General features: G+C 69.0%; 20 protein-coding genes. 14 read left to right on the top strand and 6 right to left on the bottom strand.

The genetic code is table 11. The features are described from left to right. Nucleotides 1-27 precede the first annotated feature (27 nt). Nucleotides 28-525 carry a hypothetical protein gene (locus tag AB0M48_RS08660; protein WP_363838326.1) on the top strand — a complete coding sequence of 166 codons (498 nt, stop codon included), beginning with the start codon at nt 28-30 and terminating at the stop codon, nt 523-525. A 171-nt stretch (nt 526-696) separates the two neighbouring features. Here AB0M48_RS08660 and AB0M48_RS08655 read toward each other — a convergent pair whose 3' ends face one another. Both AB0M48_RS08655 and AB0M48_RS08650 read right to left on the bottom strand, forming a co-directional pair. Further along, nucleotides 697-1,563, bottom strand: a complete 867-nt coding sequence (locus tag AB0M48_RS08655; protein WP_363837383.1) for an SRPBCC domain-containing protein — start codon at nt 1,561-1,563, stop codon at nt 697-699. Further along, on the bottom strand, nt 1,560-2,102 hold the full coding sequence (locus AB0M48_RS08650; RefSeq protein ID WP_363837380.1) for a helix-turn-helix domain-containing protein: 543 nt from the start codon (nt 2,100-2,102) through the stop codon (nt 1,560-1,562). Before AB0M48_RS08650 ends, AB0M48_RS08655 begins: the two co-directional genes overlap by 4 nt. 128 nt (nt 2,103-2,230) lie before the next feature. Between AB0M48_RS08650 and AB0M48_RS08645 the strand changes: the two genes are divergently transcribed. The 3 genes from AB0M48_RS08645 to AB0M48_RS08635 are packed head-to-tail and all read left to right on the top strand — an operon-like array spanning nt 2,231 to nt 4,342. Continuing rightward, nucleotides 2,231-3,214: an aldo/keto reductase gene (locus AB0M48_RS08645; protein ID WP_363837377.1), complete on the top strand. Its 984-nt coding sequence runs from the start codon at nt 2,231-2,233 to the stop codon at nt 3,212-3,214. A 6-nt stretch (nt 3,215-3,220) separates the two neighbouring features. Then, nucleotides 3,221-3,829 (top strand): TetR family transcriptional regulator, encoded by a 609-nt coding sequence (locus AB0M48_RS08640; RefSeq protein ID WP_363837374.1) that lies wholly within the window; start codon nt 3,221-3,223, stop codon nt 3,827-3,829. An 18-nt stretch (nt 3,830-3,847) separates the two neighbouring features. After that, a complete protein-coding gene (locus AB0M48_RS08635; RefSeq protein WP_363837371.1) occupies nt 3,848-4,342 on the top strand; it encodes a hypothetical protein in 495 nt (164 codons plus the stop codon). A 79-nt stretch (nt 4,343-4,421) separates the two neighbouring features. Here AB0M48_RS08635 and AB0M48_RS08630 read toward each other — a convergent pair whose 3' ends face one another. Further along, entirely contained in the window at nt 4,422-5,324 is a 903-nt protein-coding gene (locus AB0M48_RS08630; RefSeq protein WP_363837368.1) for a DUF4097 family beta strand repeat-containing protein, read from the bottom strand. Between the two features lie 5 nt (nt 5,325-5,329). Beyond that, complete coding sequence (locus tag AB0M48_RS08625; RefSeq protein WP_363837365.1) at nt 5,330-5,845, bottom strand: toxin-antitoxin system HicB family antitoxin; 516 nt, start codon at nt 5,843-5,845, stop codon at nt 5,330-5,332. A gap of 68 nt (nt 5,846-5,913) precedes the next feature. On the opposite strand from AB0M48_RS08625, the gene thyX reads away from it, so the two are divergent. From thyX to AB0M48_RS08580, 9 genes are all read left to right on the top strand, one after another. Further along, the gene (thyX, locus tag AB0M48_RS08620; protein ID WP_363837363.1) at nt 5,914-6,618 is read left to right on the top strand and encodes an FAD-dependent thymidylate synthase; all 705 of its coding nucleotides are present in this window, start codon (nt 5,914-5,916) and stop codon (nt 6,616-6,618) included. Nucleotides 6,619-6,622: 4 nt separating this feature from the next. Beyond that, entirely contained in the window at nt 6,623-7,024 is a 402-nt protein-coding gene (locus AB0M48_RS08615) for an ACT domain-containing protein (protein WP_363837359.1), read from the top strand. A gap of 71 nt (nt 7,025-7,095) precedes the next feature. Beyond that, entirely contained in the window at nt 7,096-8,538 is a 1,443-nt protein-coding gene (locus tag AB0M48_RS08610) for a serine/threonine-protein kinase (protein ID WP_363837356.1), read from the top strand. Between the two features lie 2 nt (nt 8,539-8,540). After that, on the top strand, nt 8,541-8,954 hold the full coding sequence (locus tag AB0M48_RS08605; RefSeq protein ID WP_363837353.1) for a hypothetical protein: 414 nt from the start codon (nt 8,541-8,543) through the stop codon (nt 8,952-8,954). 25 nt (nt 8,955-8,979) lie between these two features. Next, a complete protein-coding gene (locus AB0M48_RS08600; RefSeq protein ID WP_363837350.1) occupies nt 8,980-9,591 on the top strand; it encodes a TIGR03085 family metal-binding protein in 612 nt (203 codons plus the stop codon). Nucleotides 9,592-9,610: 19 nt separating this feature from the next. Then, complete coding sequence (dapA, locus tag AB0M48_RS08595) at nt 9,611-10,507, top strand: 4-hydroxy-tetrahydrodipicolinate synthase (protein WP_363837347.1); 897 nt, start codon at nt 9,611-9,613, stop codon at nt 10,505-10,507. An 86-nt stretch (nt 10,508-10,593) separates the two neighbouring features. Next, entirely contained in the window at nt 10,594-12,183 is a 1,590-nt protein-coding gene (locus AB0M48_RS08590) for a ribonuclease J (RefSeq protein WP_363838322.1), read from the top strand. Between the two features lie 179 nt (nt 12,184-12,362). Then, nucleotides 12,363-13,064, top strand: coding sequence for a F0F1 ATP synthase subunit A (gene atpB, locus AB0M48_RS08585; protein ID WP_363837344.1), 702 nt, complete (start codon nt 12,363-12,365; stop codon nt 13,062-13,064). Next, entirely contained in the window at nt 13,064-13,423 is a 360-nt protein-coding gene (locus AB0M48_RS08580) for a hypothetical protein (RefSeq protein WP_363837341.1), read from the top strand. Before atpB ends, AB0M48_RS08580 begins: the two co-directional genes overlap by 1 nt. 75 nt (nt 13,424-13,498) lie before the next feature. Here AB0M48_RS08580 and AB0M48_RS08575 read toward each other — a convergent pair whose 3' ends face one another. Together AB0M48_RS08575 and AB0M48_RS08570 are read right to left on the bottom strand one after the other, a co-directional pair. After that, the gene (locus AB0M48_RS08575; RefSeq protein ID WP_363837334.1) at nt 13,499-14,392 is read right to left on the bottom strand and encodes an IS982 family transposase; all 894 of its coding nucleotides are present in this window, start codon (nt 14,390-14,392) and stop codon (nt 13,499-13,501) included. 62 nt (nt 14,393-14,454) lie between these two features. Beyond that, nucleotides 14,455-15,069, bottom strand: a complete 615-nt coding sequence (locus tag AB0M48_RS08570) for a class I SAM-dependent methyltransferase (protein WP_363837331.1) — start codon at nt 15,067-15,069, stop codon at nt 14,455-14,457. A gap of 105 nt (nt 15,070-15,174) precedes the next feature. Here AB0M48_RS08570 and AB0M48_RS08565 point away from each other — a divergent pair, with 105 nt between their 5' ends. Beyond that, entirely contained in the window at nt 15,175-17,979 is a 2,805-nt protein-coding gene (locus tag AB0M48_RS08565) for a BTAD domain-containing putative transcriptional regulator (RefSeq protein ID WP_363837328.1), read from the top strand. The last annotated feature ends 6 nt before the right edge of the window (nt 17,980-17,985 follow it).

Genomic DNA, 17,985 nt, shown 5'->3' with positions numbered 1-17,985 from the left:
CTGTGTAACCTCGGCCGGGTGCTCGCCCTGGTTGGCCTCACCTTCGGGGTCGCGCTCGGCTCAGCCGTCGTTCCCCTGATCAGCATCGAGATGTTCGTCCTGGGACTGTGCGCGCGGTGGCCGGACGTCTCGTTCTGGATCGTCGGCCTCTCGGTCGCCGTGGGCCAGGTGCTGGGCAAGCTGCTGTACTTCTACGCGGCGCGCGGTGACATCCACCTGCCGAAGTTCCTGCACCGCAAGCCGAGCGACAAGCCTTCGAAGCTCGCGCGCTGGTTCGGTCCCGGTACGCGCATGCACCGCTGGGGCGACTGGATCCACGTGAAGTGCAAGGCGCACCCGAACTGGATGGCCGGCACGCACGGCGTGAGCGCGCTGGTCGGGGTGCCGCCGTTCATGGCGACGAGCGTGCTCGCCGGGCTCGCGGGCATGTCCACGACCATGTTCGTCGCCACCGGCCTGGTGGGCCGCTTCGCGAGGTTCAGCTTTCTCGCGGCCTCACCGGCCGTGGTCATGGCGTGGTTCTAGTAACTGAACAAGATCGACGCCGTTACGGAGAAGGCGATCAGGACTGCGGCGACGGCGATGCGCGCTGACTCGAGCACGACCCCGAAGATATCGATCTTCTGCCGACGAAAACCAGGCGCAAACGGGTGAGAGCCGAATGATCTAGCTCTCACCCGCCTGTTTCACGCCCGATCATTCGAGAACGAGAACTCCGTCGGGCACGCCGGGGATGTCGTACGAGTGCCACATCGGGCGCCAGCCGGGCAACTCCAGCATGCGCCGCAGGTCCGCGAACCCGCTGAGCCAGCCCATCCACGGCCCGTAGGGCGGGTTCGCCGTGTCGAAGCCGCTCTGCACGAACGTCAGCCGCGTTTTGCCCTCCGAACCCTTGAGCTCCCAGGACGTCACCATCCCGCCGGGGAACTCAAGCGCGAGGTTCGACTCGTCGAGCGCGACGACCTTCGCGGGGTTCTCCTCCTCCGCAAGGCTTCCCATCGCCCAGCGGCCGCCGACGTGCGGCTCGATCTCCATGCGGGCCCCGAACCAGCGCGCGAACACGGCGGGATCGGTCAGCGCGTCGATGATGGCCGCCGGTGATGCCGCGATGTCGAACTCGAACCGCTGCTCGGGCGACGTGAAGTCGCAGAACCCCAGCACCGGCCGGCCCTCGACGTGCTCGACCAGGTTGCCCAGCACCAGCGGCCAGAACGTCAGCAGGATCTCCGACTCCTCCTTGCCGTCGCCCCACTCCGGGTAAGGGGACTGCGTCGCCGCGATGACCGTCTCGCCGTCGCGTTCCTCGACCCCGAGTTCGACCGTGTGCTCGGTGCCGTACAGGAACCACGAGTAGCGCACCGACTTCTCGTCGAAGCCCAGCAGCTTCTGCCGGCCGCGTTCGCCCTCCGGTGTGTGGCGCCCCCAGAACTCGTACTCGCCGCGCTCCAGGTCCACGTGCGCGTGCTCGGCCAGCCACACGCGCAGGTCGTCGGCCGTCGTCAAAGCCCGGTAGATCCTCTCGGCGGGCGCGGACGTGCGGACGCGCACGGTTCCGGTGCTCATCGGTCTTCTCCTTTCGGGTAGCAGGCGAGCGCGATGCGGAACGCATCCCCTTCCGCGCCGCCATAACGGGTGAAGAGCTCTTGCAACGTCGTCTGCAGCTCGGCCAGGAACCGCTGCCGTTCCTCCGGCGGCACCCGGATCTCGCCGGACACGCCGATGGACGGCAGTTCGCTCGACCGGTCCAGTGCCGCCACGTCGACCTGGATCTGCTCGGCGAGGTCGACGAGGTGGCCCAGCGCCAGCTCGTCGAGCGACCCGATCCGGCCGACCAGGCGTGGTGACAGCCAGTACGACCGCGCCGCGGCCTGGTAGAGGCCTTCCTGGACGCCCCGCACCCTGCGTTCGGACACCTGGGTCGCCAGCCCGGCCTTGACCAGCTGTTTGACGTGGTAGTGCACGCGTTGCGGCGTCTGGTCGAGCACCTCGGCGACCTCGGTGCACGACCGCGGCGCGGCGAGCTGCCGCAGCACCTCCACGCGCTGCGGCTTGAGCAGGGTCTCGGCCTGCTCCATCCGGTCCAGATAGATCACGTCTCTCATCGCAAAAAAGACTTTGAACGTTCAAAATACTTTTGTCAATCGTGCCGACAAGAATGGACTGACAGATATTGAAATCTGTCAGCCGATCGGGCAGGCTGGAAGTCATCGAAGAGACGAAGGGGTTCGAAATGCAGAAGCGTCAGCTCGGAGCCACCGGCCCGGTCGTGTCCGCCATCGGTCTGGGCTGCATGGGCATGTCCAACGCCTACGGCCCGGCCGACCGGGACGAGAGCATCGCGACCGTCCACACCGCCCTGGACGCGGGCGTCACGCTGCTCGACACCGGTGACTTCTACGGCCAGGGCCACAACGAGATGCTGATCGCCGAGGCGATCAAGGGCCGTCGCGACGAGGTGCAGCTCAGCGTCAAGTTCGGTGGCATGCGGGACGCCGACGGCGCGTTCCTGGGGTTCGACACGAGGCCGATCGCGGTCGCCAACTCCCTCGCGTACTCGCTGCAGCGCCTCGGCACCGACCACGTCGACATCTACCGGCCGGCCCGGCTCGACCCGAACGTGCCGATCGAGGACACCGTCGGCGCCATCGCCGAGCAGATCGACAAGGGCCGCGTCCGGCACATCGGCCTGAGCGAGGTCGGGCCCGAGACCATCCGCCGCGCGCACGCCGTGCATCCGATCGCGGACCTGCAGATCGAGTACGGCCTGCTGGAGCGCGGTGTCGAGCGGGAGATCCTGCAGGTCACCCGCGAACTCGGCATCAGCATCACCGCGTACGGCGTGCTGTCGCGCGGCCTGATCTCCTCCACTCCGCTCACCCTCGACGCCGGCGACTGGCGTGGCCACGCGCCGCGGTTCCAGGGCGACAACCTGGCCCGCAACGCAGCCCTCGTCGAGAAGCTCGGCGAGATCGCCGCGAGCAAGGCCGTCACGGTCGCGCAGCTCGCGATCGCCTGGGTCTCGGCACGCGGTGAGGACGTGGTGCCTCTCGTCGGCACGACGAAGCGTGCGAGGCTGAACGAGGCGATCGGTGCCGTCGGCGTGACGTTCACCGAGCGGGAACTGCAGGAGATCGAGGCCGTCGTTCCCGTCGGGGCCGCCGCGGGCACGCGCTACGCGGCCGCGCAGATGGCGATGCTGGACAGCGAGAGGTGAGATGACGTGGCGGAGGCGTTGACCGGCGAGGCGATCCTCGTGGCGACCGAAGAGGTGCTGCGCAGGTACGGCCCGGCCAAGGCGACGGTCGTCGACGTCGCCAAGGCGCTCGGGGTCAGCCACGGCAGCGTCTACCGCCACTTCCCGACGAAGGCCGCGTTGCGCGAGGCCGTGACGCGGCGCTGGCTCGACGCCATCCACGCCGAAATGGAGTCGGTCCTCGACACCGAAGCGAGCGCGGCGGACAACCTGAAGGCATGGCTGCAGCACCTGTTCGACCGCAAGCGGCTCTCGCACGTCGACGAACCCGAGCTGTTCGCGACGTTCAAGGTGCTGGTGAGCGAGAGTCGCGCCATCCCCGAGTACCACATCGGCCACCTCGTGGGACAGATCGCGCGCATCATCTCCACGGGAGTGGAAACCCGCGAGTTCGTGACCGACGACATCCAGAGGACGGCGCAGGCGGTGTGGGACGCGACGCAGGTGTTCCACCACCCGGCTCACGCCCAGGAGTGGGGGAATCCTCACATTCAGGACGCGTTCGACGCCGTCGTCTCACTGGTCGTCGCCGGACTGCGGTACAACCGAATCCCTAGTGCCACAGGCGATGCTTGAGGGTCACGGAGGTGAACGGTGCCGCCTGACGAGTGGATCGACCTGCTGGGAGCGTCCGAACGGCGTCCTGACCCCGTTGACTGGGACGCGGTCAAGGGACGGGTGGGCACAGCGCTGCCCAGCGATTTCGTGCATCTCGCCGAGGCCTACCCACCACTCATAGTCGGTGGTTACGTCCGCATCCTGCACCCAACGGCACGTGCAGGTTTCATGAACTGGATGTCGACGGCGCCAAAGATGATGCGGGCGCTGCGGCGCCAGCCGGGCCTGCGCGTGCACCCGGACTCGCCCGGCCTGCTGCCCTGGGGCATGACGGTGAACGGCGACCACTGCCTCTGGTACACCGGCGGCGAGCCGGACCAGTGGACCGTGATGATCACGGACCTGCGGCAGAAGTGGTCCTACGACGGCAGCTTCTCGAGTTTCATCAGGAAGTTCCTGACCGGCGAGCTGCGCTGCCCGCTCTTCCCGGACGACGTCCCCGGCGGCTCCAAACCGTTCCAGGAGCCCTAGCCGTCCCTGCTTCTGACGCACGCGGGGCCCTTTCGTACTGACATGCAGTACGAAAGGGCCCCGCGTGCGTCTTGCCCGGTCAGTTCGAAGCGGCGGTCACCAGTGCGTTGCCGCTGCCCGTGCGGCCCGTGACCGTCAGAGTGGCGTCACCCAGCGGCTCGGCCGAGACGTCGAAGTCGCTGCGCGCGGTGCCGGACGTGGACACCAGGTCGACCCGCGCGAGCGTGCCCTGCCGGATGCCGACGCGGATGTGACCCGAGCCGGTGCCGAGCTGGATCTCGCCGGAGGCCGCGTCGGCCACGGTCAGATCGCCGCTGCCGGTGCGGACCTGGACGTTGCCCTGCACCGCGCCCAGCCACACGTCGCCGGTCCCGGTGATCAGCGTGGTGGTGCCGCCGACCGACGACACCTCGACGTCGCCGCTGCCCGTCTTGGCCTTCAGCGACGAGAGCATCGTGCCCAGGCGCACGGTGCCGGCGCCCGAGTTCACCTTGGCCTCGCCGGTCGCGCGGTCCGCAGACACGCTGCCCGTGCCGGTGTTCAGGTCCAGACGGCCCGCACCGCCCGTCACGACGACGTCAGCCGCACCGGTCCGTGACGACACGTGTGACCCCACCGGAGCCGTCACCACCACGGACAGCGGCACGGCGCGCAACGGCAGTGCCTTCGACGACTCGATGCGCAAACGGTTGCCCAGCAGTTCGACGCGTGCGTCGCGCACGGCCTCCTCCGGACCTGCCGGCGGTGCTGTCTTGTCCGGCCCGAACTGACCGCTGACCCAGCTCAGCACGCTGGACAGGCCCTCGGTCCACGAGTTGCCCGCGTTCGGGTCGTGCCGCACCTCGACGTGCACGCCGGGGCCGTCGACCAGCTGCACCTGCACCCGGCCGCTGAGCAGGGAGACGTCGATCTCGGCGATGCCCGCGAACTCGAAGCTCTGCTGACGCACCACGCCGGTCGGTTCGGAAGTCGGTTCGCTCATGCCGCTCACCCCTGCACCCATCCGCGGACGCGCGAGCCCGAGCCGGCGTTTCCGCTCCACCCCTTGTGCTGCTGATGCTTGTGCTTGCCGTGCACCGCGCCACCCACGGCCTGCTGGATGAACGAGTTCAGCGACACGCCCTGAGCCGCCGCGGCGGCCTCGGCCTTCGACTTGAGCTCGTTGATCATGCGCAGCGTGATGCGGCTGATGTCACCCGTGGCGTCACCCGCGCCGAAGTTCGGCATCTCGTGACGCGGAGCGGGCTCCGGCTCCGGTTCGGCCGATCCCGTGACGACCACCTGGACGTCACGACCGGACAGGCGAACGTCCACGACCTGGCCGTCCAGGGAGGCGGTGACCTCCGCGGCCAGGTCGGACAGTGCGTTCATGATTGCCAGTCGCGCGGCTGGCTCGAGCGCTGCGGACAGTGCGGCGGCCGTTCGACGGGTGGTGTCGTCCCCCGCGGATGCGGCCGTCGCCAGGTCCTCGCGCAGTGACGCGATGTACGGCGACAGATCCATGACATCACTATGACGTCACTTCCGACATCGTGCAACCACCGCCTGATGTCAGGACTAATGTCCGCTCCATGCCGAGAGTGCGTTTGGTGGCTAAGACCGAGTTCATCGCGCCGGACGACGTGCCGTGGACGACCGACGCGGACGGCGGCGCGGCGCTCGTCGAGTTCGCCGGCCGGGCCTGCTACCAGTCGTGGGACCGCTCGAACCCCATGACGAACACCAACGCGACGTTCCTGCACCACCTGCTCGACGTCGGGCACCTCGCCGCGTTCGAGCACGGCAGCGCCTCGCTCTACCTGACCGAGCTGCCGCGCTCGCTCACCCACGAGCTGATCCGGCACCGGCACTTCTCGTACTCGCAGCTCTCCCAGCGCACCGACCCGACCGACGTCGTGGAGCCGGACCTCATCGCGCAGGACCCCGAGCTGCACGCGCGGTTCGTCGCCGCGACCGAGGCGAGCCTCCAGGCCTACGAGGACCTGGTGCAGAGCCTGGAGAAGACCGTGAACGGCCGGCGCGCGCGGCAGATCGCACGGTCCGTGCTGCCCAACGCGACCGGCACCGAGATCGTCGTGACGGGCAACTACCGCTCGTGGCGCCACTTCATCGCGATGCGCGCGACCGAGCACATCAACGTCGAGCTGCGCGAGCTCGCCGTCGCGTGCCTGCGCGAACTGACGAAGGCGGCGCCCAACGCGTTCGCGGACTTCGTCATCTCGACACTCCCGGACGGCACAGAAGTTGCCTCCAGCCCACTGGTGGTTGAAGGCTGACGCCATGAAGCGGCTCATCGTGGACGTCCGGCCCGGCGAATACGCGGTCACGCGCCTGGCACCGGACGCTCCGGTTCCCAGCGGGCTGCTCGACCTCACCGGCGTCCTGGTCTCCGTGACGAGGACACCGGCCGAGCTGTCGATCATCGCGCCCGCATCGTTCGCAGTGGACGCTGACACGGCCGAGAAGGGCTGGCGGTTGCTGACCGTGCGCGGGCCCCTGGAGTTCACGCTCACCGGCATCATGGCTGCGCTGGCGGGCGAGCTGGCGGCGGCGGGCGTCTCGTTGTTCGCGTTGTCCACTTACGACACGGACCACCTGCTGGTGAGGCACACGGATCTCGACCGCGCGGTGCGCGCCCTGCGTGCCGCAGGTCACGAACTGGTTGTAGCGCCGGAAGCCTAGGAACCGATCCTGCAGTCGGCGGGTCTCAAGTACCGTCAACGCCCCCCGGTTCCGAGGTCGTAGGAGCGCACGTGCACGGACAGGCAGTCGAACCGCGCGTCATCGCGGGCAGGTACGCCCTGGTGGCCGAGCTCGGCCGCGGCGGCATGGGCATCGTCTGGCGTGCCCAGGACCGCCACATCGGACGGTTCGTCGCCATCAAGGAACTGCACCTGCCGGACGGCATCGCGCACGAGGAACGCCGTGTGCTCGAAGAGCGCGCTCTGCGTGAGGCGCGCACCGCCGGCAAGCTCAACGACCCCGCCGTCGTGACGGTCTACGACGCGATCAACGAGAACGGCCTGACCTACATCATCATGGAGCTGGTCGACGCGGCGACGCTGTCGACGTTGATCAGCACGCACGGCCCGATGCCGCAGAACCAGGTCGTGTCGATCGCGCTGCAGGCGTTGTCGGCGCTCGAGACCGCGCACCAGGCCGGGATCGTGCACCGCGACGTGAAGCCCGGCAACCTGATGGTGCGCCCGGACGGCAAGCTCAAGCTCACCGACTTCGGCATCGCCCAGGCCGTCGACGACCCCCGCCTGACGACCAGCGGCAGCCTCATCGGCTCGCCCGCCTACATGGCGCCGGAACGCATCCACGGTCACGAGGCCGGTCCCGCGTCCGACCTGTGGGCGCTGGGCGCGACCCTCTGCTACGCCGTCGAGGGCTGGAGCCCGTTCGAGCGCGCTTCCACGGCCTCGACGCTGCACGCGATCATGAGCGAGACCCCGCGCCTGACCCGTGCCACGGGCGTGCTCGGTGCCGTCATCACCGGCCTGCTGATCGCCGACCCGAACGCCCGGCTGTCCGGCCCGCAGGCCCGCGCGATGCTCGCCAGCATCGGCAACCAGCCGACGCCCCCCACCGGGATCGCGCCGGCGCAGACCCAGCAGTACCGGCAGGCCCCCGCCGCCGACCCGGCGAAGAAGAAGCGCAACCGCATCATCGCGCTGGTCGGCGCCGTGGCCATCGCCGCGGCGGCGTTCACCGGCGGCATCTTCGCGCACAAGGCGTTCACGACGCCCGGAGCCGGCACCGGCAGCCAGGCGCTCACCTACGGCGAGGGCGCCGAGATCCCGGTGTTCGGTCTCTACGAGAACACGTGCGGCATCGGCGAGGTCGCACCGGCCAAGCTCCTCAACTCGGACACCCGCGAGGAGTGCGACAAGCCGCACGACTTCGAGGTGTTCGACGCGATCGACACGTTGCCGCTCCAGTCGAACCTGCCCGACGCCGCCTATCCGGGCGTCGACTCGCTGAAGAGCCTCGGCGTCTCCCGTTGCGAGATGACGCTGAACTCGGGGTGGGTCAAGGACGGTGAGAAGCTGAAGCTGACGACCTTGATCCCGAGCGAGAGCGCGTGGACCAAGGACAAGGGCGGCAACGCGGAGCGCAAGATCTGGTGCCTCGCCGGCGCCAAGGACGGCACCAAACTCGACGGCACCATCAGCGCGAAGAAGGACAACTGAACGTGAAGAGTCGGATCGTTCCCGCCCTCCTGGCCCTCGGCTGCGCGGCGGCCCTGACGGCGTGCGGCAACAACGAGGACAAGTTCGTCTCCGAGCTCAAGGCCGCCGGGTTCGGCAACCCCGGCGAGCCCAGCACGGAGAAGGAGAAGAAGTCCAAGAAGATCGGCAAGCGCACGGTCAAGTCCTCGGAGAAGACCATCGAGGTCGTGGTGCGGGTGAAGGGCTGCGACCTGGAGTTCGCCAAGATCTCCGGACAGTCCGGCTACTGGCTCGACGAGCTGCACGTCAACGGGCAGGAACCGGACTGGCCCGGTTACCCGGAGAACCTGAACCGCGACCAGGTGGTCAAGCTCCTCGCCGACAACTCGGCCAAGCCGGACGGCTTCAAGAGCTGTTACAAGCCGAACGAGGCCTGAGTTCCGGTTGTGGTGCAATGGGGGTGTGAGCCTCGCCCGTGACGAGCGCAAAGCGCTGGTCGACCTGATGACCGAGCTCGGCCCCGACTCTCCGACGTTGTGCGGCACCTGGCGGACCAAGGACCTGGCCGCGCACCTCGCGATCCGCGAGCGCCGCCCCGACACCGCGCCCGGCATCGTGCTGCCGGTCTTCGCGAAGTGGACGGAGAAGGTCCAGGAGGACTACACGCACAAAGCGTGGAGTGAACTCCTGGACCTCGTGCGCACGCCGCCGTTCTGGATCAAGCCGATCGACGAGCTGATGAACACCGGCGAGTACTTCGTGCACCACGAGGACGTGCGGCGCGCACAGGCCGGCTGGGAGCCACGTCCGTACGACGCCCGGCGCGAGGCGACGCTGTGGAAGTTGCTGCCGATCACCGCGCGCATGACGTACAAGTCGTCGCCCGTGGGCGTGACGCTCGTGCGCCCCGACGGTGAGCACGTCGTCGCCAAGCAGGGCGCGAACGGAGTGGTGATCACCGGCGAGGTGGCCGAGCTCGTGATGCTGGCGTTCGGGCGCGACGAGGCCCGAGTGGAATACAGCGGTGACGCCGACGCGGTGCAACGGGTGCGGTCGTTGAACCGAAGCGTGTGAACTCGGGTAGTTTCTGCGCATGCCAGGAAGCCCCTACGCAGGGACGGACCGCCCGTTCGGCCGCGTACTCACCGCCATGGTCACGCCCTTCGACTCGCGCGGCGAGGTCGATCTCCCCAAGGCGCAGGAACTGGCGAAACACCTGGTGGACCTGGGCAACGACGGCCTGGTCGTGAACGGCACGACCGGCGAGAGCCCGACGACGACCGATCGCGAGAAGGCCGCGCTGATCACGGCCGTCGTCGAAGCCGTGGGCGACCGCGCGAGCGTGATCGCCGGCGCGGGCACGTACGACACCGCGCACAGCATCCACCTGGTGGAGCAGGCCGCCAAGGCCGGTGCGCACGGCGTGCTGGTCGTGACGCCGTACTACTCGCGGCCGCCCCAGGAAGGCCTGCTCGCACACTTCACCGCCATCGCCGACGCCTCCGAGCTGCCGGTGATGCTCTACGACATCCCGCCGCGCGCGGTCGTGCCGATCGAGGTCGACACGCTCCTGCGCCTGGCGGAACACCCGCGGATCCTGGCCGTGAAGGACGCCAAGGGCGACCTGCACGCGGGCAGCAGGGTGATCGCGAGCACCGACCTCGCCTACTACTCGGGTGACGACCCGCTGAACCTGCCGTGGCTGTCCGTGGGCGCCGTCGGGTTCGTGAGCGTCATCGGCCACCTCGCCGCGGACCGCCTCCGCGACATGGCCGACGCCTACGAGTCCGGTGACGTGGTGCGCGCGAAGGAGATCCACGAGTCGCTGCTGCCGCTGCTGCGACCCTTCCGCCGGGTTCCCGGCGTGACGTACACGAAGGCGGCGCTGCGCCTGCGCGGACTGGACGTGGGGGAACCCCGTCTGCCGCTGGTGCCTGCCGCCGCCGAGGACATCGAGGCCATCGCGGCCGAACTGGGAGTCAACGCGTGACCCAATCGACCGAATTGCCGCCCGCACTGCCGGAAGGCGGCCTCCGCGTCGTCGCTCTCGGCGGAATTGGCGAGATCGGCCGCAACATGACCGTCTTCGAGCACGCCGGCCGGCTGCTCGTGGTCGACTGCGGCGTTCTGTTCCCCGAAGACGACCAGCCGGGCGTCGACCTGATCCTGCCGGACTTCCGGGCCATCGAGGACCGGCTCGACGACATCGATGCCATCGTCCTGACGCACGGCCACGAGGACCACATCGGCGCGGTCCCGTTCCTGCTGAAGCTGCGCCCCGACGTGCAGGTCGTGGGTTCCCGCTTCACGCTGGCACTGCTCGCCGCCAAGTGCCGCGAACACCGCCAGACCCCGCGCCTGGTGGAGGTGAAGGAGGGGGAGCGGCGCTCGTACGGGCCGTTCGAGCTCGAGTTCTTCGCCGTCAACCACTCCATCCCGGACGCGCTGGCCGTGGCCATCCGCACCTCCGCGGGCCTGGTGCTGCACACCGGCGACATCAAGCTCGACCAGCTGCCGCTGGACGGCCGGCTGACCGACCTGGCGGGCTTCTCGCGCCTCGGCGACGAGGGCGTCGACCTCTTCCTGGTCGACTCGACCAACGCCGAGGTGCCCGGTTTCGTGGTGCCCGAGCGCGAGATCGGCCCCGTGCTGGAGAACGTGATCCGCAAGGCCGACCAGCGCGTGATCGTCGCGTGCTTCGCCTCGCACGTGCACCGCGTCCAGCAGGTCCTCGACGTCGCCGTGCAGTACAAGCGCAAGATCGCGTTCGTCGGCCGGTCCATGGTCCGCAACATGGGCATCGCGTCCGACCTGGGCTTCCTGAACGTGCCCGACGGGCTGTTCGTCGACCTCGACGTCGCGATGCGCATGGAGGAGGACGAGGTCATCTTCGTCTCCACCGGGTCGCAGGGCGAGCCGCTGTCGGCGCTGTCCCGCATGGCCCGCGGCGACCACCGCCAGATCTCGATCCGAGAGGGCGACACGGTGATCCTCGCGTCGTCGCTGATCCCCGGCAACGAGAACGCGGTCTTCAACGTCGTCAACGGCCTTGCCAAGCTCGGCGCGACCGTCGTGCACCAGGGCAACGCCAAGGTGCACGTCTCCGGCCACTCACCGGCCGGCGAACTGCTGTTCCTCTACAACGCCGTGCGGCCGTCCAACGTGATGCCCGTGCACGGCGAGTGGAGGCACCTCCGTGCGAACGCGGCCCTCGCGGTCGCCACCGGTGTCGCCGAGGACCACGTCGTGATCGCCGAGGACGGCGTCGTCGTGGACCTCATCGACGGCAAGGCAACGGTCTCCGGCCGCGTCGTCGTCGGCCACGTGTACGTCGACGGCCTGTCCGTGGGCGACGTGGGCGAGTCGACGCTGTCCGACCGCCTCGTGCTGGGCGAGGGCGGCTTCATCTCGATCTCGGTCGCCATCGACACGGCGAGCGGACGCGCCGTGACGGCGCCGACGATCTCCGGCCGCGGCTTCTCCGACGACCCGAAGGCGCTGGAGGCCGTCGTTCCGCTCGTGGAGATGGAACTGGCGCGCACCGAGGCCGAGGGCATCACCGACACGCACCGCGTCGCGCAGGCCGTGCGGCGCGTCGTGGGGCGCTGGGTGGCGGAGACCTACCGCCGCCGGCCGATGATCGTCCCCACGGTCATCCCGGTATGACCGTGACCCTGCTGTGATCTGCGTCCCCCTCGTCCGATAAGGTCTAGTCCCAGACCATGGACGAGGGGGTTCGCCCAATGGCCGGTAATGACGTTTTCAGCCCACCGGGCAAAGACGACATTCTTCTCCCACCGATTTTCACCTGGCACGAGCCGCTGGGCCTGCCGTTCGACTTCTCGGTGACCAAACCGCAGGCCCTGCTGGTGCTGTCGGTGGCGATCATCCTGACGTTCTTCCTGGTGACGACCAGGAGCATGAAGATCGTCCCGACCCGCTGGCAGTTCGCCGCCGAATCGGTCTACGACTTCGGCCGCAACGCCATCGCGCGCGAGCAGATCGGCGCCAAGGAATTCGCGCCGTACGTGCCGCTGATCGTCAGCATCTTCTGCTTCGTGCTCGTGAACAACGTCTACGGGCTGATTCCGTTCATCCAGTTCCCGACGTTCACGCACAGCGGGTTCCCGGCGGCCGTCGCGCTGCTGATCATCTTTCCGCTCTACCACTACGTGGGCATCCGCAAGTTCGGCCTTCGCGGCTACCTGCGCAACCAGTTCATCATCAAGGACGTGCCGAAGCCCGTGCTGTGGGGGCTGCTGATCCCGACCGAGGTCATCCTCAAGTTCTTCTTCGACCCGGTGAACCTCGCGATCCGGGTGTTCGCGGCGATGTTCGCCGGGCACCTGCTGATCCTGGTATTCACGCTCGGCAGCGAGTTCCTGCTGTTCAACGCGCCGATTTACCTCAAGCCGGTGTCGCTGCTGGGCTTCGCGCTCGCCATCGCGCTGTTCTTCCTGGAAGCGCTCGTGCAGGTGCTGCAGGCGTACATCTTCGCCCTGCTGTCGGCGCACTTCATCGGCCGCGCGCTGGCTGAGCAGCACTGATGGGGATGTACGTCGGCGTGCGCGGCTGGGTCGAGTTCACGCACGAACAGCGCGAAGCGGTCGAGCAGGTGCTGGCCGCGCGCCACCACGACCTGTACTCCGCCGGGTGGGCGGTTCCGACGCGGCCGTTCAACTCGACGCTCTACGTGTTCTACGGCGGCGACATCCGTGAGCAGTCTGCCGACTGGCTGCGCGCCCAGGTCGCCGAACTGGCGCGGCTGGTGGACGCCGACGGAGATCGGCCGGTCGGGTTCTTCCTGCTGACCGACGAACGGCGGGAGGCGACCGCGTGGACCGTGCGGAACGGCGAGGTGCACGAAGGTGCGGCACCCGTCGAGCTTCGCGGGTTCGCCCGCTAGTGCTGCCGGAAGCGGTGGTGCGCGCCACCGAGTGCATGCGGGCGTTGCAGCACTAGACGAGTAAGTCCTAACTGATCAGTGGTCGTAGGCGATCAGGGATCGGGTGATGGGCTGGCCGGTGGCGCGGTTGTGCCAGATCGCGGCGGTCAACGCCAGTAGGCGCTGGGCGATGCGGGCGGTCACGCCGTCGATGGTGCGGCCGCCGTGCAGTTCGAGATCGAGCTGGCCTTTGAGTGTGTCGTTGACTGACTCGATGAGCTGCCGGACGGGTTTGAGCAGGTGCTGGGCTGGGTGTGGGGTGCGATTGCGGTAGTTCGGGCGCAGCAGCCGCACCCCGCGCTCGGCCAGGTAGGCGTCGAGTTCGCGCGACACGTAGCCCTTGTCCGCGATGATCAGCAGACCGGGGCGGTCGTGCAGCACGGACTCGTCGTGATCCAGGATCGCCATCAGTACCTGGCGTTCGTCGAGTTTCGGGTTGGCCAGCGCCCAGGTGATCGGTAGCCCGGCCGGGGTGCAGATCAGGTGCAGGCGCAGGCCCCAGAAGAAGCGGGAGTGGCTGGAGCAGTAGCCGTAGCCGGCCCAGCCGGCCAGTTCGGAGCGCTTGGCGGTCTCGCGAGAGCGGCCGCACTCGACCGGCGTGGAGTCGACCACCCAGGTCGCGTCGGTCCACAGGTCGGTGTCGAGAGCGAGCATCCGGATCACGTGCTTGAGCAGCGGAACTGCGTTGCGCAGCCGCTTGTTGTAGCCCGATTGCTGTGGCAGGTAAGTGAAAGCGCCGGGCAGGTGCCGGGGCAGGAACCGTAACCAGCGGGCTTCGGATCGGATGCCGAGCAGGGCTTGGGCCACGGCGAGGGTGAGCAGTTCAGCGTCGGTCAGCCGTGGTGGTCGCCCGGTCCGGACGGGCCTGCCCACGTGGTCATCGATCTTGACGTAGAGTGCGGTCAGAAGGGTGTTCAGGTCGGTCCTCACAAACTGATCTTGAACACCCTTCGTCCGTCTTCAGGCACCGCCCGGACTTAGGACTTACTCGTCTAGGGGCGCTGGCACACCAGGTGCAGCGACTCCTCGGGCATGGCGCCGGGGTAGGACGGGGTGAAGACCGGCCGGCTCCGGCGCACGACCCGCAGGCCGACCTCGGCCAGGTGCGCCTCGAAGTTGGCCTCGGAGAACGACGACACCTCGATCTCCTGGCCCATCCAGGGCAGCGTGACCTGCTCGACGTCGACGGCCACGGTGGCGAGGAAGAAGTGACCGCCGGGCCGCAGCCACGCCGAGATCTGGCCGAGGGTCCGGATGATCTCGGCCTGGGTCATCTGCAGCAGCGAGAAGACGGCGCAGATGACGTCCCACGAGCCAGGGGGTGACTCGAAGTCGCGGATGTCGATCTTGTGGAAGGTGGCCTCCGGGACCTGGGCCGACGCGATGTCGACCATGACCGGGGAGACGTCGAGGCCGGTGACCTTCATGCCCGCCTTGGCCAGGGTGCGGGCCACGGGAACGCCCGTGCCGCAGCCGATGTCCAGCACGCGCGAGCCCGAGGGCTGCGTCGCGGCGAACCAGGCGAGGGTCCCGTGCAGTGCCGGCTGGTGCGACCAAGCGCGTTGGTATTCCAGCCCGAGCGTGTCGAATACCTCGGCCGCGTTCATTTCCCCGCCCCTCATTTCGACCCAATCCACCTGAGTGAAGTGTGGAGAAGCTCTCTGCACGCCTTCTGGATGGCTTCTGGACGAAAACTGACGGTAGGTTGCTAGGTGAACGCGGACAGCGACGAAGTGAGAACACTGGTGCAGAACGAGTTGCGCGTCAGCTTGCTGGGCGCGCTCGCGGCCACGGTGGACGGCGAGGAGCTCACGCTCGGTCCGCCGCGGCAGAGGGCTGTGCTCGCGGTGCTCGCGTTGCGCGCCAATCACGTCGTGTCGCGCAGTGAACTGATCGACGCCGTGTGGGGCGATGATCCGCCCGCCAGCGCCGACAACGGCATCCACACCTACGTCGCCGGATTGCGCAGGTTGTTCGAGCCGGACCGGGCGTCGCGGGCGCCCAGTTCCGTGCTGCTCTCCACGGACGCTGGATATTTGCTGAGGCTCCCATCTGCGAACTCCGACGCTGCCGTGTTCCGCTCGCACCTCGACGAGGCCGGACGGCTGCGGGACAAGCCTGTCGAGGCCGTCGCGGCCTTCGACGCAGCGCTGGGGTTGTGGCGGGGGATCGCCCTGGAGGGGGTGCCGGGCCCGTTCGCGGCGGTGGAGCGCGCGCGTCTGGCCGAGTTGCGGCTCACGGCCGTGGAGCAGCGTGCGGCGCTGATGCTGACGGTCGGGCGGGAGACGGAGGTGGCGGCGGAGCTGACCACGCTGGTCACCGCGCACCCGTTGCGCGAGAGGCTGCACGGCCTGCTGATGTCCGCGCTGTACCGCAGCGGCAGGCAGGCCGAGGCGCTGGCCGTCTACGCCGATCTGCGCCGGCTGCTGATCGAGGAGCTCGGCATCGAGCCCGGCCCCGAACTGCGCCGGCTGCACGAACAGCTGCTCGTCGGCCGGCCCGACCCGCAACCGGAACCGGTGGCGCCCGTGCTGGTGCCCGTTCAGCTGCCGCACGAGATCCGCGACTTCACCGGCAGGGAGAAGGAACTGGCGAAGCTCGCCGAGGTCGTCCCGCACGACCACTCGCCGGTGCTCGTCGCGATCACCGGCACCGGCGGCGTCGGCAAGACGGCCCTGGCCGTGCGGTTCGCGCACCAGGTGGCCTCGCGGTTCCCGGACGGTCAGCTGCACGTCGACCTGCGCGGGTTCGACTCGTCGGCGCCGCCCGTGCAGCCCGGCGCCGCGTTGCACCAGCTGTTGCAGAGCCTGGGCGTACCGTCCGAACGCGTCCCGGAGGACCTGCCCGCGAAGTCCGCGCTGTACCGCAGCGTTCTCGCGGGCAAACGGGTTCTGGTGCTGCTCGACAACGCGCGGCTGGCCGAGCAGGTCCGTCCGCTGCTGCCGGGCCGGTCGACGTCGATGGTGCTCGTGACGTCCCGCAACCACCTCGGCGGGCTCGTCGCCCGCGACGGCGCGCACTCGATGACGTTGTCGACCCTCACGCGGGACGAGGGCCTGGCGCTGCTGACGGCCGCGGTGGGCGCGGACCGGGTCGCCGCCGAACCCGACGCCGCCGCGAAGCTCGTCGAACTGTGCGGGCACCTGCCGCTGGCCGTGCGGATCGCGGCCGAACGCGTGGTGACGCGGCCGCACCTCACGCTGGCCGACCTCGCGAGCGATCTCGCCGACGAGCACGACCGGTTGAACGTGCTGGCCACGGGCGACGACGAGGACACGGCCGTGCGTGCCGCCTTCTCGTGGTCGTACCTCGCGCTGAAACCGGACGCCGCCAGGACGTTCCGGCTGATCGGCCTGCATCCCGGCGCCGAGATCAGCCTGAACGCCGTGGCGGCGCTCGCGGGCGTGCCGGTGTCGCGGGCCCGGACGCTGGTGGACGTGCTGGCGGGCGGGCACATGCTGGAGGAGGTCGCGCGCGGCCGGTTCCGGATGCACGACCTGCTTCGCCTGTACGCCACCGAACTCAGCGCCACCGAGGAGTCGTCGGACGGCCGCGCCGAGGCCGTGGCACGCATGCTGGGCTGGTACTTCGACACCGCGAACGCCGCCGGCACCGTCATCGCGCCACCGGACCATCCGGCGTTCCTGCTGCCACCGCTGTCCACTCAGGACTTCACCTCGCACGACGACGCCTTCACCTGGTGCCGCACGGAATCCTCGAACCTGCTGGCGGTGGCGAGACTCGCCGAGGAGCAGCATTCGCCGACGGCGTGGCAGATCCCGGTGGCGCTGTGGAACTACTTCATCGTGTCGAGCGCGCTGGACGAGTGGACGCGCACGTACCGCGTCGCCGAACGCGCCGCGACCCGTGACGGCAACCAGGCGGCCCGCGCGTGGGCGGTGCACGGCCAGGGGCTGTCGGCGTTCCGCGGGCAGCGGTTCGCGGACGCGCTGGAACTCTTCGACCGCGCGCTCGCCATCCGGCACGAGATCGGCGACGCCGTCGGTGCCGCGTGGAGCCTCACGGGCCTGGGCATGGCGTACGGCGGCCTGCGCCGGTTCGACCTCGCCGTCGACAGGTTCGGCGAGGCGCTGAGGCGACATGCCGAGGCCGATTCGTGGTTCGGCGAGGGCGGCACGAGGCTGTTCCTGAGCGACATCCTGCGTTCGGCGGGCCAGTTCGAGGCGTCGCTGGCGTCGGCGCGGACGGCGTTCGAGCTGATGGACGCGCACGACGCCGTGCACGGCAAGGCGATGGCGTTGGTCAGCATCGGCTGGGCGCAGGCGAAGCTGGGCAGCGGGGTCGAGGCGCGGGAGTCGTTCCGGCACGCGATCGAGTTCCTGCGGGTGCTCGGTGACCGCAAGAGCCTCGCGGAGGCGTTGCACGGCTTGGGCGAGGCGAGCGCGGGGCAGCCGGACGTGGCGCGGACGCACCTGCTGGAAGCGCTGACGATCTACGAGGACTACGACCACCCGCTGACTCCAGAAGTGCGCGCACGGCTGCACGAGCTGGGATAGAACGGC

Origin of the sequence: Lentzea sp. NPDC051208, assembly GCF_040682435.1 — a bacterium.
GTDB classification, from domain to species: domain Bacteria; phylum Actinomycetota; class Actinomycetes; order Mycobacteriales; family Pseudonocardiaceae; genus Lentzea; species Lentzea kristufekii.
Note: the sequence above shows the minus strand (reverse complement) of the source record. Positions and strands in the feature narration are given on the sequence as shown.

Excerpts from the sequence above, each read along its gene's own strand:
- AB0M48_RS08630 (WP_363837368.1), bottom strand. The coding sequence starts at position 5,324 with ATGAGCGAACCGACTTCCGAACCGACCGGCGTGGTGCGTCAGCAGAGC.
- thyX (WP_363837363.1), top strand. The coding sequence starts at position 5,914 with ATGCCGAGAGTGCGTTTGGTGGCTAAGACCGAGTTCATCGCGCCGGAC.
- dapA (WP_363837347.1), top strand. The coding sequence starts at position 9,611 with ATGCCAGGAAGCCCCTACGCAGGGACGGACCGCCCGTTCGGCCGCGTA.
- AB0M48_RS08650 (WP_363837380.1), bottom strand. The coding sequence starts at position 2,102 with ATGAGAGACGTGATCTATCTGGACCGGATGGAGCAGGCCGAGACCCTG.
- AB0M48_RS08615 (WP_363837359.1), top strand. The coding sequence starts at position 6,623 with ATGAAGCGGCTCATCGTGGACGTCCGGCCCGGCGAATACGCGGTCACG.
- AB0M48_RS08645 (WP_363837377.1), top strand. The coding sequence starts at position 2,231 with ATGCAGAAGCGTCAGCTCGGAGCCACCGGCCCGGTCGTGTCCGCCATC.
- AB0M48_RS08570 (WP_363837331.1), bottom strand. The coding sequence starts at position 15,069 with ATGAACGCGGCCGAGGTATTCGACACGCTCGGGCTGGAATACCAACGC.
- AB0M48_RS08655 (WP_363837383.1), bottom strand. The coding sequence starts at position 1,563 with ATGAGCACCGGAACCGTGCGCGTCCGCACGTCCGCGCCCGCCGAGAGG.
- AB0M48_RS08590 (WP_363838322.1), top strand. The coding sequence starts at position 10,594 with ATGACCGTCTTCGAGCACGCCGGCCGGCTGCTCGTGGTCGACTGCGGC.
- AB0M48_RS08625 (WP_363837365.1), bottom strand. The coding sequence starts at position 5,845 with ATGGATCTGTCGCCGTACATCGCGTCACTGCGCGAGGACCTGGCGACG.
- AB0M48_RS08580 (WP_363837341.1), top strand. The coding sequence starts at position 13,064 with ATGGGGATGTACGTCGGCGTGCGCGGCTGGGTCGAGTTCACGCACGAA.